Origin of the sequence: Geobacillus sp. YHL (assembly GCF_022341265.1) — a bacterium.
Taxonomy (GTDB): domain Bacteria; phylum Bacillota; class Bacilli; order Bacillales; family Anoxybacillaceae; genus Geobacillus; species Geobacillus thermoleovorans.
This window is the reverse complement of sequence record NZ_JAEIGB010000001.1, coordinates 210,066-224,451: the sequence shown is the minus strand read 5'-3', so window position 1 is coordinate 224,451 and position 14,386 is coordinate 210,066. Positions and strand designations below refer to the sequence as shown.

The 14,386-nt window shown below is 53.5% G+C and carries 15 protein-coding genes; all 15 read right to left on the bottom strand.

The window, feature by feature from the left end:
- Positions 1 to 9: 9 nt before the first annotated feature.
- On the bottom strand, positions 10 to 1,131 hold the full coding sequence (gene ssuD, locus JCR24_RS01055; RefSeq protein ID WP_020278119.1) for an FMNH2-dependent alkanesulfonate monooxygenase: 1,122 nt from the start codon (positions 1,129 to 1,131) through the stop codon (positions 10 to 12).
- Between the two features lie 12 nt (positions 1,132 to 1,143).
- On the bottom strand, positions 1,144 to 1,686 hold the full coding sequence (ssuE, locus tag JCR24_RS01050) for an NADPH-dependent FMN reductase (RefSeq protein ID WP_014196479.1): 543 nt from the start codon (positions 1,684 to 1,686) through the stop codon (positions 1,144 to 1,146).
- A 157-nt stretch (positions 1,687 to 1,843) separates the two neighbouring features.
- Positions 1,844 to 2,803: an aliphatic sulfonate ABC transporter substrate-binding protein gene (locus JCR24_RS01045; RefSeq protein ID WP_223812691.1), complete on the bottom strand. Its 960-nt coding sequence runs from the start codon at positions 2,801 to 2,803 to the stop codon at positions 1,844 to 1,846.
- A gap of 30 nt (positions 2,804 to 2,833) precedes the next feature.
- Positions 2,834 to 3,616 (bottom strand): ATP-binding cassette domain-containing protein, encoded by a 783-nt coding sequence (locus JCR24_RS01040; protein WP_014196481.1) that lies wholly within the window; start codon positions 3,614 to 3,616, stop codon positions 2,834 to 2,836.
- A 34-nt stretch (positions 3,617 to 3,650) separates the two neighbouring features.
- Entirely contained in the window at positions 3,651 to 4,436 is a 786-nt protein-coding gene (gene ssuC / locus JCR24_RS01035; RefSeq protein ID WP_138187795.1) for an aliphatic sulfonate ABC transporter permease SsuC, read from the bottom strand.
- A 150-nt stretch (positions 4,437 to 4,586) separates the two neighbouring features.
- On the bottom strand, positions 4,587 to 5,585 hold the full coding sequence (locus JCR24_RS01030; protein ID WP_014196483.1) for a sulfonate ABC transporter substrate-binding protein: 999 nt from the start codon (positions 5,583 to 5,585) through the stop codon (positions 4,587 to 4,589).
- A 247-nt stretch (positions 5,586 to 5,832) separates the two neighbouring features.
- Positions 5,833 to 6,147 (bottom strand): thioredoxin, encoded by a 315-nt coding sequence (gene trxA, locus JCR24_RS01025; protein WP_014196485.1) that lies wholly within the window; start codon positions 6,145 to 6,147, stop codon positions 5,833 to 5,835.
- A gap of 151 nt (positions 6,148 to 6,298) precedes the next feature.
- Positions 6,299 to 7,276 (bottom strand): electron transfer flavoprotein subunit alpha/FixB family protein, encoded by a 978-nt coding sequence (locus JCR24_RS01020; protein ID WP_238979928.1) that lies wholly within the window; start codon positions 7,274 to 7,276, stop codon positions 6,299 to 6,301.
- Positions 7,277 to 7,341: 65 nt separating this feature from the next.
- Complete coding sequence (locus JCR24_RS01015) at positions 7,342 to 8,118, bottom strand: electron transfer flavoprotein subunit beta/FixA family protein (protein ID WP_013144555.1); 777 nt, start codon at positions 8,116 to 8,118, stop codon at positions 7,342 to 7,344.
- 65 nt (positions 8,119 to 8,183) lie between these two features.
- Positions 8,184 to 8,957: an enoyl-CoA hydratase gene (locus JCR24_RS01010; RefSeq protein WP_015375558.1), complete on the bottom strand. Its 774-nt coding sequence runs from the start codon at positions 8,955 to 8,957 to the stop codon at positions 8,184 to 8,186.
- A 25-nt stretch (positions 8,958 to 8,982) separates the two neighbouring features.
- Positions 8,983 to 9,570: a fatty acid metabolism transcriptional regulator FadR gene (locus JCR24_RS01005; RefSeq protein WP_011232163.1), complete on the bottom strand. Its 588-nt coding sequence runs from the start codon at positions 9,568 to 9,570 to the stop codon at positions 8,983 to 8,985.
- Between the two features lie 59 nt (positions 9,571 to 9,629).
- Positions 9,630 to 11,330 (bottom strand): long-chain-fatty-acid--CoA ligase, encoded by a 1,701-nt coding sequence (locus JCR24_RS01000; RefSeq protein ID WP_025038953.1) that lies wholly within the window; start codon positions 11,328 to 11,330, stop codon positions 9,630 to 9,632.
- An 83-nt stretch (positions 11,331 to 11,413) separates the two neighbouring features.
- Positions 11,414 to 11,578, bottom strand: a complete 165-nt coding sequence (locus JCR24_RS00995; RefSeq protein ID WP_162833771.1) for a hypothetical protein — start codon at positions 11,576 to 11,578, stop codon at positions 11,414 to 11,416.
- A gap of 13 nt (positions 11,579 to 11,591) precedes the next feature.
- Positions 11,592 to 11,999, bottom strand: coding sequence for a DUF350 domain-containing protein (locus tag JCR24_RS00990; protein WP_015375560.1), 408 nt, complete (start codon positions 11,997 to 11,999; stop codon positions 11,592 to 11,594).
- 14 nt (positions 12,000 to 12,013) lie between these two features.
- Positions 12,014 to 14,368, bottom strand: coding sequence for an endonuclease MutS2 (locus JCR24_RS00985; RefSeq protein ID WP_370643283.1), 2,355 nt, complete (start codon positions 14,366 to 14,368; stop codon positions 12,014 to 12,016).
- Positions 14,369 to 14,386 lie beyond the last annotated feature (18 nt).

Genomic DNA, 14,386 nt, shown 5'->3' with positions numbered 1-14,386 from the left:
CGCAATCAATCAAACTTTAATCACATTAGGGAAAAATTCGTGGCCCACAACCTCTCCCTGAATGGAGGAAGAGGAAGGAGTGTTCAAGTGCAACAACGGGAATAACAGCTCCGCCACTCGATACGCCTCTTCCAGATGCGGGTAGCCGGACAAAATGAAGTAGCGGATGCCCAGCTGCTCATACTCGCGAAGACGCTCGGCCACGGTTTCCGGATCGCCGACGAGAGCCGTGCCCGCACCCCCGCGCACCAATCCTACCCCAGCCCATAGATTTGGACTGATCTCCAACGAATCCCGCTTTCCGCCGTGCAGCTGTCGCATCCGTTGCTGTCCCACCGAATCGTAACGAGCAAATACCCGTTGCGCCTCTTCAATCGTCCGGTCATCGACATATCGAATCAATCGCTCTGCCGCTTCCCATGCTTCTTTTTCCGTCTCACGAACGATAATATGGAGACGAACGCCAAATTCGATTTTTCTGCCTTCTTGACGAGCAAGCTCCCTTACCCGTTCGATTTTGTCTTTCACCTGTTCAGGAGGCTCGCCCCAGGTTAAATACACATCCGCATGGCGCGCCGCAACCCGTTGGCCGGCATCCGACGATCCGCCAAAAAAGATGGGCGGATACGGCTTTTGCACCGCTGGAAATAGCAGTTTGGCTCCCTTGACCGACACATGTTTTCCACTCAACGTCACTTCTTCTCCTGCAAGCAATCGACGCCAAATCGTCAAAAACTCGTCCGTTGCCTCATATCTTTCGTCATGGGACAAAAACAACCCATCCCCTGCCAGCTCAACGGGATCGCCACCGGCGACGACATTCACGAGCAGCCGGCCATCGGAAATCCGATCGAATGTGGAAGCCATGCGGGCAGCCAACGTCGGCGTCATCAATCCGGGACGGACAGCGACAAGAAAGCGCAAACGGTCGGTTTCAGCCGCCAATGCCGAAGCGAGCAGCCAAGGATCTTCGCACGATTTGCCGGTTGGAATGAGCACGCCCGTATATCCTAAGCGGTCGGCTGCTTGGGCGACTTGTTTGAAATAGCTGTATTCTGGGGAGCGACCACCTTTTGTCGTCCCTAAATATCGGCCGTCGCCATGAGAAGGGATAAACCAAAGCAACTCCATCTTTTTTCCTCCTTATCCAATCACGGTTTTTTCGGTTGCACAGGAAATGGATTGAAAGACCTCTTCCATCCGCGACAACAAATCGTCAGAAAGCACAAGGCGACCTTCGTCATCATGCCCCAACGTCCAATCCAAAATAAAGACGCCATGCAAGATTTCCCGCGCGCCCAAAATGGAGAAAATCGGTTTGAGCGCGTATTCGAGAGCCAACAGATGAGCAATGGTTCCCCCCGTGACAATCGGCACAACCAGCTTCCCTGCAAACGCCTTTTCCGGAAGCAAATCCAAATACGCTTTTAAAATGCCGGTGTAACTCCCTTTATACACTGGACTTAACGCAATGACCGCTCTCGACTGGCGGATCCAATCATGTGTTTCGGCGATCGGCTCACTCGATGAATGAGCATAAAGCAGATCTTCAGCCGGCAAATCGCGCAATCGGATGAAATGCACCGTGTGGCCGAGCTGTTGCAATTGCTCGCTCACCCATTCAGCCACCCGATTCGTTTTCGAGGTGTGCGACGGGCTTCCAGAAATAATGGCCACCGTTGTCATTTGTTTCCCTCCCACATTCTTTTTTTGCCCCCGTCGTCCTTGACATCCCTTTTGCCCCTTTGGCGGGCGTTGTTCAAGGGGATCCGGCTTTTACAACGCCCCGTCATGTTCAGTAGAACGGCTTGTATTCATGAACTGTTAATGTTACTGGATTACTTTATTGTTCCTTTATGACGACCACAGCATCTTTCGCTTTGACCCGTTTTGAGATCAACCCGGCTTCATAAAAACGATCTGCAATGCGCTGCTGGGCGTCGATCACCTCCTTCGTCAGCGGAAACACACCATATCCTCTTCGGCTCAACGTCCGTTTCCAAATTTCTTCGCCAATTTTCGTTTCTTTGGCCAATAGTTTGGCGGCTTCATCTGGAGAAGAGTGAATTTCTTGATGGACTTTGTTCAGCTGTGCAATGACAGTCTGAGCTACATTGGCATACTGTTTCACATACTCATTCCGCCCCACGATAAATCCATATTGTTTTGGAAGTCCTTTCGCATCAATCAAAATGCGCGCCCCGCCGTTCACTTCGGCATCAGCCAAGAACGGATCCCAAATGACCCAAGCGTCAACATCACCTCGCTCAAACGCAGTTCGCGCTTCAGACGGTTGCAAATACACGGGGGTAATGTCGTTGAGTGTCAATCCAGCTGTCTCCAACGCCGTCAATAACGTATAATGGGCGCTTGACCCTTTGCCGAAAGCCACTTTTTTGCCCTTCAAATCCGCCACCGTATGAATCGACGATGTTTTCGGCACGATGATCGCCCGCGCGACTTCCGGTTCATAGGCAAGATACACCAACTGTGAATCCGGATTGGCCTGCGCCAACACAGCGGGCGCTCCTCCGACATAGCCGATGTCAATCTGTCCTGCATTCAACGCTTCAAGAAGGGGGGGACCGGATTGGAATTCAAACCATTTTACTTGAACGCCATGCTTTTGCAATTGTTTTTCCAAGTACCCCTTCTCTTTCAAAAAGAGAGAAAATGATGATTTTTGAAAGCCAACGTGCAATTCTTTCGGCCAAGAATCCGTCGATGCCGACTGTTTAGGAGAAGACAAGGAAGCAGAACGTTCTTGGCCGCAAGCTGCCAACAACAGGAATGCACTCAACACCGAAAACAAAAGGAGCCTTCTTTTCACTGTCTATAGCGCCCTCCTTTTTTCACTCATCGAAGACGCGGCGATGACTTTCTCATCAGATTCTGCGCTTAAAATGCGGCGCAAAATCGTATCGACCAAATCAGCAAACGCCGCATCGCCGCGCTGACGCGGCCGCGGCAAGCGCACAGGCAAATCAAGCGCGCATTCCCCGTCCTCAATGAGCACGACGCGGTCCGCCAACATCACTGCTTCATCAACATCATGCGTGACCAACAAAGCCGTAAAGCGTTGTTCCCTCCATAATCGTTCGATCAGCCGCTGCATTTCAATTCTCGTTAACGCGTCAAGCGCACCGAGCGGTTCATCAAGCAATAACAACTGTGGACGGCTGATCAATGCGCGGGCGAGCGCCACCCGTTGACGCTGGCCGCCGGATAACACCGATGGCCAATCATTCGCGCGGTCTGCCAAACCGACTTGTTCGAGCACTGTGATTGCTTGTTCTTTCCAGTCACCTTTCAAGCCGAGGCCGACATTGTCGATGACGCGCCGCCATGGCAACAGACGAGCGTCTTGAAACATGACGCGAGCTGCTGTATTCAACCCATGAAGCAACTGTCCATCCAGCTGAATCATGCCGGAAGTCGGCGTCTCCAATCCAGCAGCCAAGCGCAATAGTGTGCTTTTTCCGCAGCCGCTGCGACCAATAATGGCGATAAACTCCCCCGGTTTGACCGTTAAATCAATGCGGCGCAACACTTGTTGATCGCCAAACTGTTTGGCCACTTGCGCAAATACGAGCTCTGCTCCTCGTCCTGTTTCCATCTCTCGCTCTCCTTTCCCACTCCGTTTATGTCAGTTACCGATTTTGATAGTTGACATTCCAGCGAAGCCAACGTTTTTCCAAAAAACGGGCAATGCTGTCTGCGAGCTTGCCAAACAGCGCGTAAAGCAAAATACTGAACACAACGACATCTGTTTGCATAAATTCACGTGCATTCATGGCCAAATACCCGATGCCGCGGTCAGCAGCGATCGTTTCCGCGACGATGAGCGTCAACCACATAATGCCCAGCGCATAGCGCAGCCCGACCAAAATCGACGATAACGCGCCCGGCAGCCAAATGCGCCAAAAAAGCTGCCATGGTCCAAGTCCATAGACGCGCCCCATTTCAAGCAAACCAGCATCGACATTGCGGATGCCATGCAATGTGTTGACATACATCGGAAACAGCACACCTAGCGCAACAAGAAATACTTTCGCCTCCTCCCCGATGCCAAACCATAAAATGACGAGTGGAATCATCGATAAATGCGGAATATTTCGAATCATCTGAATCGATGTATCCAACCAACGTTCCGCCGGACGAAACACCCCGTTGAGCAAGCCGAGCAGAAATCCGATTGATCCCCCGATCGCAAATCCAGTCAGAGCTCGCCAGAAACTAATGGACAAATGCTGCCATAGCTCTCCTTTTGATGCGAGATTCCAAGCAGCAGCGATCACATCGGTCGGTGCCGGCAGCACCCGCGAAGACAACCAACCAGCTTCTACAGCCGCTTGCCATGCCACAAGCAGAGCAACAGGCAACACCCATGGCACCGCCTTCCCCCAAGTCCATTCTGTCCATCTCGACGATTTCATCGCGTTCCCCCTCCGCATTCCTAGTGTGGTTTCTCATCCAAGCTGCCGCCGTCCTGCGTCCTTGTTGACGGATGACGCTGCGAACGAAGCCAGCCGATGACTTTTTGTCACGAATCACCCCCCGTTTTCCCTTCCCATTCCGTCTCCGCTTCATTTGGCTTCACGCCAAACCGCTTCGTTTACATCGATTTTCTTTGGCAACAACCCTAGCTGGCGAAATTGATCTGCAATCGTTTGCTGCTGGGTGATGACCTCGTTTGTGATCGGTTCCAAGCCATATGTCCGGCGTTTGGATGCGACTTCAAGCGCCGCTTCATCAATGCCGAGTTCCGGCGCCAAAAACTTTGCCACTCCTTTCGGATCGCGGTTTGCCCACTGGTCGACTTTCTTCAGCTCCTCTAAGATGACATGCACGACATCGGCATGATTTTGCGCAAACGAACGCGAAGCGAAGAAAAACTCACGGTTCGCTACCAATCCTTGGCCGTCAGCGAGCACTCGAGCCTTTCCTCCCTTTTCAGCGGCGGCGTAAAACGGGTCCCAAATGGCCCACGCATCAACGCTCCCCTGCTCAAATGCAGCGCGAGCATCGGCTGGTGGCAAATAGACCGGCTGAATGTCAGAAAGTGTCAATCCCGCTTTTTTGAGCACCTGCACAAGCAAATAATGGACATTCGATCCTTTGTTTAACGCCACCTTTTTCCCTTTCAAATCCGCCACTGTCTGAATGGACGAGTCCTTTTTGACTAAAATGGCCTCGGACACAGGATTGGGAGGTGACGTCGCTACATACAAGAGCGGTGTACCAGCCGCTTGAGCAAATACCGGCGGCGCTTCACCGGTATGGCCAAAATCGAGGCTTCCGGCATTCATCGCTTCCAACAGTTGAGGACCTCCCGGAAATAACGCCCATTGTACGGTGTAGCCTAATTTTTTCAGCCGTTTTTCCAAGTCACCACGCGCTTTTAACATGTTGAGTGTCCCGTATTTTTGATAGCCGATGCGGATGACTTTGCTAGATGGCGGAGAGGATGACGATGATTTGGCGTTCGCAGGCTCGTTATGTATTCCGCATCCAGATGCCATCGCCAGCCATAAAGTGACTGCTAACATTCCGCCCAATGTTTTCCAGAATACTTTGTTTTTCATGATCGCTTTTTCCTCCTTTGCTCATTTCTTGCAATGCTTTCACACACGTACGTGATCGTCATTCTTGATCTCCTTCTTAATTATGACTAAATAGACAGGAAAAGTATGAATAATAGGTGTAAAACAAACTTAACCACTAGGAATTGTTGGTTATAAATATAAAGAATTATCTGCCATCTGTCAACCATTTTTCAACAAAAAATAAAAATCCAGAGGAAGAGGCCTCTGGATTTTTCCTATGCCATCACTACACATGTTTGCCGACAAGCTGAGCAAGCGCCTCTTTCGGCTGATAGCCGATCGCTTTATCGACAAGTTCGCCGTTTTTGAACACGAGCAGCGTCGGGATGCTCATGACGCCGAACTTCGACGCTGTTTCTTGGTTTTCATCGACATTCACTTTGACGATTTTCACTTTGTCGCCCATTTCGCGGTCAAGCTCTTCCAGCACCGGAGCGATCATGCGGCACGGTCCGCACCATGGCGCCCAAAAGTCAACGAGCGTGAGGCCGTCTTTCGTTTCTGCGGCGAACGTTTGGTCAGTGGCGTTGACAATCGCCATATGGATTCCCTCCCATCTTCTTGAATGCTGCAAGCAAAGTATACCATGGAATGCAAGTCGGCGCGAATGTTTTGCTTCGTTTCTACTATTCGCTTTTGCCGCGGAATTTATCCGTCAAAAAACGGACGGCTGCAGCCGCCCGTGTTGTTCATTACGAATGCACTTTCAGTTTTTTGAACTCTTCGGTGAGGAGCGGAACGACTTCGAACAAATCGCCGACAATGCCGTAGTCCGCGACTTTAAAGATGTTGGCTTCCGGGTCTTTGTTAATGGCGACGATGACTTTCGAGTTGGACATCCCCGCTAAATGCTGGATGGCGCCTGAGATGCCGCAGGCGATGTAAAGGTCCGGCGTGACGACTTTTCCCGTTTGTCCGATTTGCAGCGAGTAGTCGCAATAGCCGGCATCGCACGCCCCGCGCGAAGCGCCGACCGCGCCGCCCAACACTTCGGCGAGCTCTTTGAGCGGCTTGAAGCCTTCGGCGCTTTTGACGCCGCGGCCGCCGGCGACGATCACTTTCGCCTCGGTCAAGTCGACGCCTTCCGCCGTTTTGCGGACGACTTCTTTGACAATCGCGCGCAAGTCTTTAATCTCGACGGCGAGCGCTTCCACGCTGCCTGTGCGCGACTCGTCGCGCTCAAGCGGCGCGATGTTGTTCGGACGCACGGTCGCGAAGATGATGCCATCGGTGACAATTTTCTTTTCAAACGCCTTGCCGGAGTAGATCGGACGGGTAAAGACGATGTTGCCGCCTGCCTCTTCGACCGCCACGACGTCGGACACAAGGCCGGCATCCAATTTGATGGCGAGCTTCGGCGACAAGTCTTTGCCGAGCGCCGTATGACCGAAGACGATGCCTTCCGGCTGCTCTTTGTCAATCACGGCTTTTAACGCTTGCGAATAGCCATCTGATGTATAAAATTTCAAATTCGGATGTTCGATGACGACGACGCGGTCGGCACCGCGGTAAATGAGTTCGTTCGCATGCGCCTGCACTTGGTCGCCGACGAGCACCGAGACGACTTCCCCGCCTTCGGCGATCGTTTTGGCCGCTGCAATGGCTTCAAACGAAACGTTCCGCAGCGATCCATCCCGCACTTCTGCTAAGGTCAATACTTTACGTGCCATGTTTCAGTCCCCCTATCCTTTGATTCCCCGTTGTGCTTCATCCGAACGCCGACAGCGGTTTCCGCTTATACCACTTTCGCTTCGGAGCGGAGCAGCTGAACGAGTTCCTTCACTTGATCAGCGATCTCGCCTTGCAAAATTTTGCCCGCTTCGCGCTTCGGCGGCAAGAACACTTCGATCGTTTTCGTTTTTGCTTCGACATCCTCTTCATCAAGATCCAGGTCGTCAAGCTCCAACTCGTCAAGCGGCTTTTTCTTCGCCTTCATAATGCCCGGCAACGACGGATAGCGCGGTTCATTCAGCCCTTGTTGAGCGGTGACAAGGAGCGGCAGCGACGTTTCGATGATTTCCTCATCCCCCTCGACGTCGCGCACAACGGTCACTTTGCCGCCGTCGGCAATGTCGAGCTTCGTGATCGTCGTCACATACGGAATGCCGAGCAATTCCGCAACGCGCGGGCCGACTTGCCCGGAACCGCCGTCAATAGCGACGTTGCCGGCTAAAATCAAGTCCGGGTTTTTGTCTTTTAAGTATTCAGCGAGCACTTTCGCCGTCGTATATTGGTCTTGTTCTTCGACATCATCGTCAATGTTGATGAGCACCGCTTTATCGCAGCCCATGGCGAGCGCCGTGCGCAGCTCTTTTTCCGCTTCCTCGCTGCCGACGGTGACGACCGTCACTTCACCGCCGTGTTTGTCGCGGACTTGAATGGCTTCTTCAATGGCGTATTCGTCGTACGGGTTGATGATGAATTCAGCGCCTTCCTCGTTGATCTTGCCATTGACGATGGAGATTTTTTCTTCCGTGTCAAAGGTGCGTTTCATCAACACAAAAATGTTCATGTCGTTCCCCTCCTCGGTTTGGTCGAACATTGTTTCATGTTCCAACATTCAGATATTTACAGGGATCATTTCCCTTTAAAGACAGGCGGCCGTTTTTCCAAAAACGCCTGCACGCCTTCTTTTGCATCCTCGGATCCAAACACGCGGCCAAACCATTCCGCTTCCTCGCGCACTGCCTCGGCAAACGATTTTTCCTTCGCGGCGTTGAGCAGTTCAATCGTCGCACGGACGGAAAGCGGACTTTTGGCGGCGATCTTTTTCGCCAACGCTTTTGCTTCATCAAGAAGCCGCTCTTCCGGCACCGCCTTGTTGGCAAGCCCCCATTCAACCGCTTCGAGTCCGGTGATCGGCTCGCTCGTCCACATCATTTCCGCCGCTTTGCCAAAGCCGACGTAGCGCACAAGCCGCTGCGTGCCAGCAAATCCAGGGATGATGCCAAGCTGCAGCTCCGGAAGGCCGAGTTTGGCGTTTTCCGCCACCACGCGAATGTGGCAGCTCATAGCCAGCTCCAACCCACCGCCTAATGCGGCGCCGTGAATCGCCGCAATGACTGGTTTGGAAAAGCGTTCGATCCGCTCCATCACGAGTTGGCCGTTGCGCGACAAGCCGGATGCCTCCTCAGCGGAAGCGATGGACGTGAATTCTTTAATATCGGCGCCGGCTGAGAAAAATCTTCCTTCGCCATGAAGCAGCACGACGCGTACTTCCGGATCGGTCTCGAGCTCGTCCAACACGGTTGAAAGCTCTTTCAAAACCGCTGATGAAAGGGCGTTCGCCGGCGGCCGCGAAAACGTCACGACGGCGACGAACTCCTCTTTCGCTATGCGAAAATGCTCCATGAAGCCTCTCCCCTTTCTGCCTTTCCTAACGCCCGGCGGCGCACCCTTTGACGAGCAGTTCGTACACCGGATCGGCGAGGGCGGCCAAGTCATACTTTTGCTCGTTCATCACCCACGTCGTCACCGTTTCATCAAGGGTGCCAAAGATCATTTGCCGAGTGAGCCGGACGTCTAAATCTTGGCGAAACTCCCCTTTTTCCATCCCCTCCATGATGATGCGGTCGATGAGCCGCAAATATCCTTTCAGCACCTCATTGATGCGATGGCGCAGCTCTTTGTTCGACTGGCGCAGCTCAAGCTGCGTCACGACCGCCATATGCGGATCAGCGGCGAGGGCGGAAAAATGAGTTTTCACCAATACATACAATTTCTCTAGGGGGCTTGAAATTCCTTCTGTCTCTTGTTCAATTTTCTCGATGAACGCCCCCATCTTTTCCTGAAAAAGCGAAATTAAAATATCCTCTTTGTTTTTAAAATAAAGGTAGATCGTGCCGTCGGCGACACCGGCCTGCTTGGCGATTTTCGACACCTGTGCTTGATGGTAGCCGTGCTCGGCGATGACGACGACGGCAGCGTCAATGATTTGCTTAAATTTCGGCTTTTCCCTCCGCAATATGGATTCTCCTTTTCTCACTTTCCATCCGCCAAATGAATGAACCATCATTCATATTTTCATTTTACGGGCAATTCTGCCGATTTGTCAAGTTTCTTTTTCTCCTCTTCCACCAACACGCGGCGCAAAATTTTGCCGACCGCCGTCTTCGGCAATTCGCTGCGGAACTCGTAGATGCGCGGCACTTTGTAAGCAGCCAGGCGCTGGCGCATAAACGCGTCAAGCTCCTGTTCGCTGCACATCTCCCCCGGCTTTAACACGACGAACGCTTTCACCGTCTCGCCGCGGTACGGATCCGGAACGCCGATCACGGCCGCTTCCTGCACTTTCGGGTGCTCGTACAGCGCTTCTTCGACTTCGCGCGGGTAAATGTTGTAACCGCCGGCGATAATGACATCTTTCTTGCGGTCGACGATATAAAAATACCCCCGCTCATCCATATAGCCGATGTCACCTGTATACAGCCAACCGTCGCGCAGCACTTGCTCGGTCTCCTCCGGACGGTTCCAATAGCCTTTCATCACTTGCGGCCCGCGCACGACGAGTTCTCCACGCTCGCCCGGCTTTGCTTCCTCACCCGTTTCCAAGGAAATGATTTTCGCGTCCGTATCCGGCCACGGAACGCCGATGCTTCCTTTCACCCGCTCCCCATCCCAAAGGAAGTTGCTGTGGGTGACAGGGGACGCCTCGGTCAACCCATAGCCTTCAATCAATTTTCCGCCCGTCACCCGTTCAAACTGCTCCTGCACCTCAACCGGCAACGGAGCGGAGCCGCTGATGCAGACGTTGATCGAGGATAAATCATATTTGGCCAAGTCGGGCTCATTCAACAAAGCGATATACATCGTCGGCGCGCCTGGGAACATCGTCGGCCGGGTGCGCTCGATTGCTTTTAATGTTTGCTTGACATCAAAGCGCGGGAGCAGCACCATTTTGCTCGCCATCATCACGGACAAATTCATCACCGTCGTCATGCCGTACACGTGGAAAAACGGAAGCACACCGAGCACCGTTTCTTTTCCTTTTTCGCATTTATACACCCAATGAGCGCACATGAGCGTATTGGCGATCAAATTGCGATGCGTCAACATGGCCGCTTTCGGATGCCCCGTCGTGCCGCCTGTATATTGCAGCAGCGCCACATCTTCCACCGGATCAATGTCCTCCCCGATCGGCGCCGTCTCTTTGCAGCTCATGATCGTGCGGAACAGATGAACAGTTTCGCTTTCCACGATGCGGACAATCGGCATGTTTTGCTTCCGCTGCACAAGCGGATACAGCCATTTCTTCACCGTGGGCAAATAATCTTGCATTCTCGTGACAATCCAATGTTTGACTGGCGTCCTCCCTTTCACCTTTTCCGCCTTTGGATACAGAAGATCCATCGTCACGAGCACCGAGGCGCCGCTGTCGTTCAGCTGGTATTCAAGCTCATACTCGGTGTAAAGCGGATTCGTCTGCACGACGATGCCGCCGGCTAGGAGCGTCCCATAGTAGCTGATGACGGCCTGCGGGCAGTTCGGCAGCATCACCGCCACCCGATCCCCTTTTTTCAATCCGATCGTCCGCAAATAATGCGCGAACGTCAAAGCCTGCTCGTACAGCTCGCGAAACGTCATCGTTTTGCCCAAAAAGTCGATCGCCTCATGGTCTCCGAATTGTTCCGCCGTCTCCCGCAAATAGTCGGAAAGCGTTTTCTTTGGATAGTCGAGCGTAGCAGGAATGGACGGCGGATAATGAGCGAGCCACGGTTTTTCCATATGCAATCCCCCCTTGCTTCTATTTTATTTTACTTTTTCTAATTTTTCATCAAAAAAAAAGAACGCCAGGCTTGAACCGAGCGTTACCAAAACCAGTACACCAAACCAATGAAGAAAAAGCACGCGCAAATGACAAACAAGATTTTCGCCAACACATCAACCGATCGGTTGCGCACCGCCATATAGACGATGCCGGCGATCAAAAGCAGTCCGACTGCGATCAACAACCATTTGACTACTGCGTTCATTCGTTGTTCCCCTTTACTGAATCCCTTCGCCGATGACAAACGACAAACCGACGGAAATCACCATGGAAATCAAGCCGACGGCCCGGTTGTCATTGGCAATTTCGTCATCAATATTGAATTTCGGCGTCAAAAATTCGTAAATAAAGTACGCGGCCAGCAGAAGCAAAAACCCGTACAGCCCCCAGCCGATCATCGACGGCAGCGATTCATGGCGGGCGAGCGCATAGCGGAAAATGTTGGCGATGCCAAAAATCTTTCCGCCGGTTGCCATCGCCACCGCCACATTTCCTTTGCGAATCTCTTCCCAGTTTTTGTATTTCGTCACCAATTCAAATACGGCTAAAAAGACGACGATGCACAGCACGGCGACGCTGAAATTGGCCGCCGTTTTCACCATGTCGTGCTCCCAAAACGACGCCATTGCCATCGCCCCCATCATTTCAGTTCCACGATCGTCACCCCAGTGCCGCCTTCATTCGCCTCACCAAATCGGAAGCTTTTCACCGCCCGATGCTGCTTCAAAAACTGCTGTACTCCTTGGCGGAGCGCGCCCGTCCCTTTGCCGTGAATGATCGAAACACGCGCATAGCCAGCGAGCACAGCATCATCCAAGTACTTCTCAAGCCGAAGGAGAGCGTCTTCGTACCGTTCGCCGCGCAAGTCAAGCTCGAGGCTCACATGGGCGTCCTTGCCTTTCACCGTCGCAATCGGCGTCACTTCTTTCGCCGGCGCACTGCCGATATACTCCAAATCGCGTTCACGGATTTTCATTTTTAAAATGCCAAGCTGCACTTGCCATTCGTCGTCCGACACTTTTTCGATCAAGTAGCCTTTTTGGTTGAGGCTCGTCACCTTCACTTCATCACCCGGCTGGAACACATGACGTGCGGCAGCCTTTTTCGCTTTTTTTCGCTTCTCCACTTTCGGCAGCGCAGCAGCGAGCCGCTGTTTCGCCTCGACGAGCTCATGCTCTTTCACTTCCGCCTGCTTTTCTTTTTGCAAGCGGCGCAGCTCTTGAATGATCCGCTCGGCTTCGCGTTCCGCGGCGCGGATGATGTCGGCTGCTTTTTGCGTTGCTTCCGCCAGCCGCTCCGCTTTTTCTTCTTCGAGCTCTTCCCATTTTTGTTCCCATTCGGCGCGCAGACGCTCAGCCTCCTCCAGCGCCGCCCGCGCCCGCGCTTCCTCTTCCTCCGCTTGCTTTTTGCTCCGTTCAAGCGACGCGATCATGTTTTCGACGTTATGGCTTTCCGCGCTCACTTGCGCTTTCGCCCGCTCAATGATGCGTTCATCAAGCCCAAGGCGGCGCGAGATGTCAAAGGCGTTGCTGCGGCCGGGGATGCCGATCAACAGTTTATACGTCGGGCGGAGCGTTTCGGTGTCAAACTCGACGCTCGCATTCACGACACCGGGGCGGTTGTAGCCGTACGCTTTCAACTCCGGATAATGCGTCGTCGCCACCGTCCGCGCTCCGCGCCCATGCACTTCATCCAAGATGGCGATGGCGAGCGCCGCCCCTTCCTGCGGATCGGTGCCAGCCCCAAGCTCGTCAAACAGCACAAGGCTTTCACCATCGACATGGCGCAAAATGTCAACGATATTGACCATATGGGACGAGAACGTGCTCAAGCTTTGTTCGATCGACTGCTCATCGCCGATATCGGCGAAAACGGAACGGAACACCGCCGCTTCCGATCCATCAGCCGCCGGGATGAACAGCCCCGCTTGCGCCATGAGCGTCAACAAGCCGACCGTTTTCAACGTCACCGTTTTCCCGCCGGTGTTCGGCCCGGTGATGACGATCGTCGTATAGTCGCCGCCGAGTTCAATGTCATTCGGCACCGCCTTTTCTTGATCCAGCAGTGGATGGCGTGCCTGCACAAAGCGAAGATAGCCTCGGCTATTGACCGCTGGCTTCGCGGCTTGCAGCCGGCGGGCGTATTTCGCCTTGGCAAACGCAAAATCAAGCGCCGCAAGCGACTCAACCGCCCGCGCAAGCGGCTCGGCCTGCTCAGCGACTTTTGCCGAAAGTTCGCGCAAAATGCGTTCGATTTCTTGCTTTTCTTTCGCCCGCGCTTCGCGGAGCGCATTGTTCAACTCTACGACCGCCTGCGGTTCAATAAACAGCGTCGCCCCGGACGCTGACTGGTCGTGGACGATGCCGCCGTAGGCGCCGCGATACTCTTGTTTCACCGGGATGACATATCGGTCATTGCGGATCGTAATGATGGCGTCCGACAGCCGCTTTTGCGCCGACGGCGAGCGGATGATGTTCTCGAGTTTCTCGCGGATGCGCGCTTCCACTGACCGAATTTGCCCGCGCAGCGAGCGGAGGCGGTCGCTTGCGGCATCCAACACTTCGCCATGGTCGTCGATCGAGCGGCGAATGTCATGTTCAAGCGCCGGCACCTCCACGAGCTCATCGGCATAAGTGGACAGACGGTCCAATCCCCCGTGCTCTTCATAAAGATCCATAATCAGCCGCTTCATTTGCCGGCTTGCGGCCGAGGTGGCCGCCACTTCAAGCAGCTCTTGCGGGCTGAGCGTGCCGCCGATCGCCGCCCGCTTGAGATGCGGACGGATGTCGACTACTCCGTCAAGCGGCGCATAGCCAGCAAGCCGCAAAACAGCGGCGGCTTCATCCGTTTCGTCAAGCCAGGCGGCCACCTCCTCCAAGTCAGAAGACGGTATGAGAGCGTCGATTTTTTCCAAACCGAGCGGCGAGGACGCATGCTCTGCCAACTGCTCTTTCACTTTATCGAACTCCAAGGTGTGAAGCACTTTTCGTTGCACGTATCTGACCCCCAGCTG

What these genes read in the sequence shown, in the direction of transcription:
- ssuD (WP_020278119.1), bottom strand. Translation starts at nt 1,131, where the DNA reads ATGGAGTTGCTTTGGTTTATCCCTTCTCATGGCGACGGCCGATATTTA.
- ssuE (WP_014196479.1), bottom strand. Translation starts at nt 1,686, where the DNA reads ATGACAACGGTGGCCATTATTTCTGGAAGCCCGTCGCACACCTCGAAA.
- JCR24_RS01040 (WP_014196481.1), bottom strand. Translation starts at nt 3,616, where the DNA reads ATGGAAACAGGACGAGGAGCAGAGCTCGTATTTGCGCAAGTGGCCAAA.
- ssuC (WP_138187795.1), bottom strand. Translation starts at nt 4,436, where the DNA reads ATGAAATCGTCGAGATGGACAGAATGGACTTGGGGGAAGGCGGTGCCA.
- JCR24_RS01030 (WP_014196483.1), bottom strand. Translation starts at nt 5,585, where the DNA reads ATGAAAAACAAAGTATTCTGGAAAACATTGGGCGGAATGTTAGCAGTC.
- trxA (WP_014196485.1), bottom strand. Translation starts at nt 6,147, where the DNA reads ATGGCGATTGTCAACGCCACTGACCAAACGTTCGCCGCAGAAACGAAA.
- JCR24_RS01020 (WP_238979928.1), bottom strand. Translation starts at nt 7,276, where the DNA reads ATGGCACGTAAAGTATTGACCTTAGCAGAAGTGCGGGATGGATCGCTG.
- JCR24_RS01015 (WP_013144555.1), bottom strand. Translation starts at nt 8,118, where the DNA reads ATGAACATTTTTGTGTTGATGAAACGCACCTTTGACACGGAAGAAAAA.
- JCR24_RS01010 (WP_015375558.1), bottom strand. Translation starts at nt 8,957, where the DNA reads ATGGAGCATTTTCGCATAGCGAAAGAGGAGTTCGTCGCCGTCGTGACG.
- JCR24_RS01000 (WP_025038953.1), bottom strand. Translation starts at nt 11,330, where the DNA reads ATGGAAAAACCGTGGCTCGCTCATTATCCGCCGTCCATTCCTGCTACG.
- JCR24_RS00995 (WP_162833771.1), bottom strand. Translation starts at nt 11,578, where the DNA reads ATGAACGCAGTAGTCAAATGGTTGTTGATCGCAGTCGGACTGCTTTTG.
- JCR24_RS00990 (WP_015375560.1), bottom strand. Translation starts at nt 11,999, where the DNA reads ATGGCGTCGTTTTGGGAGCACGACATGGTGAAAACGGCGGCCAATTTC.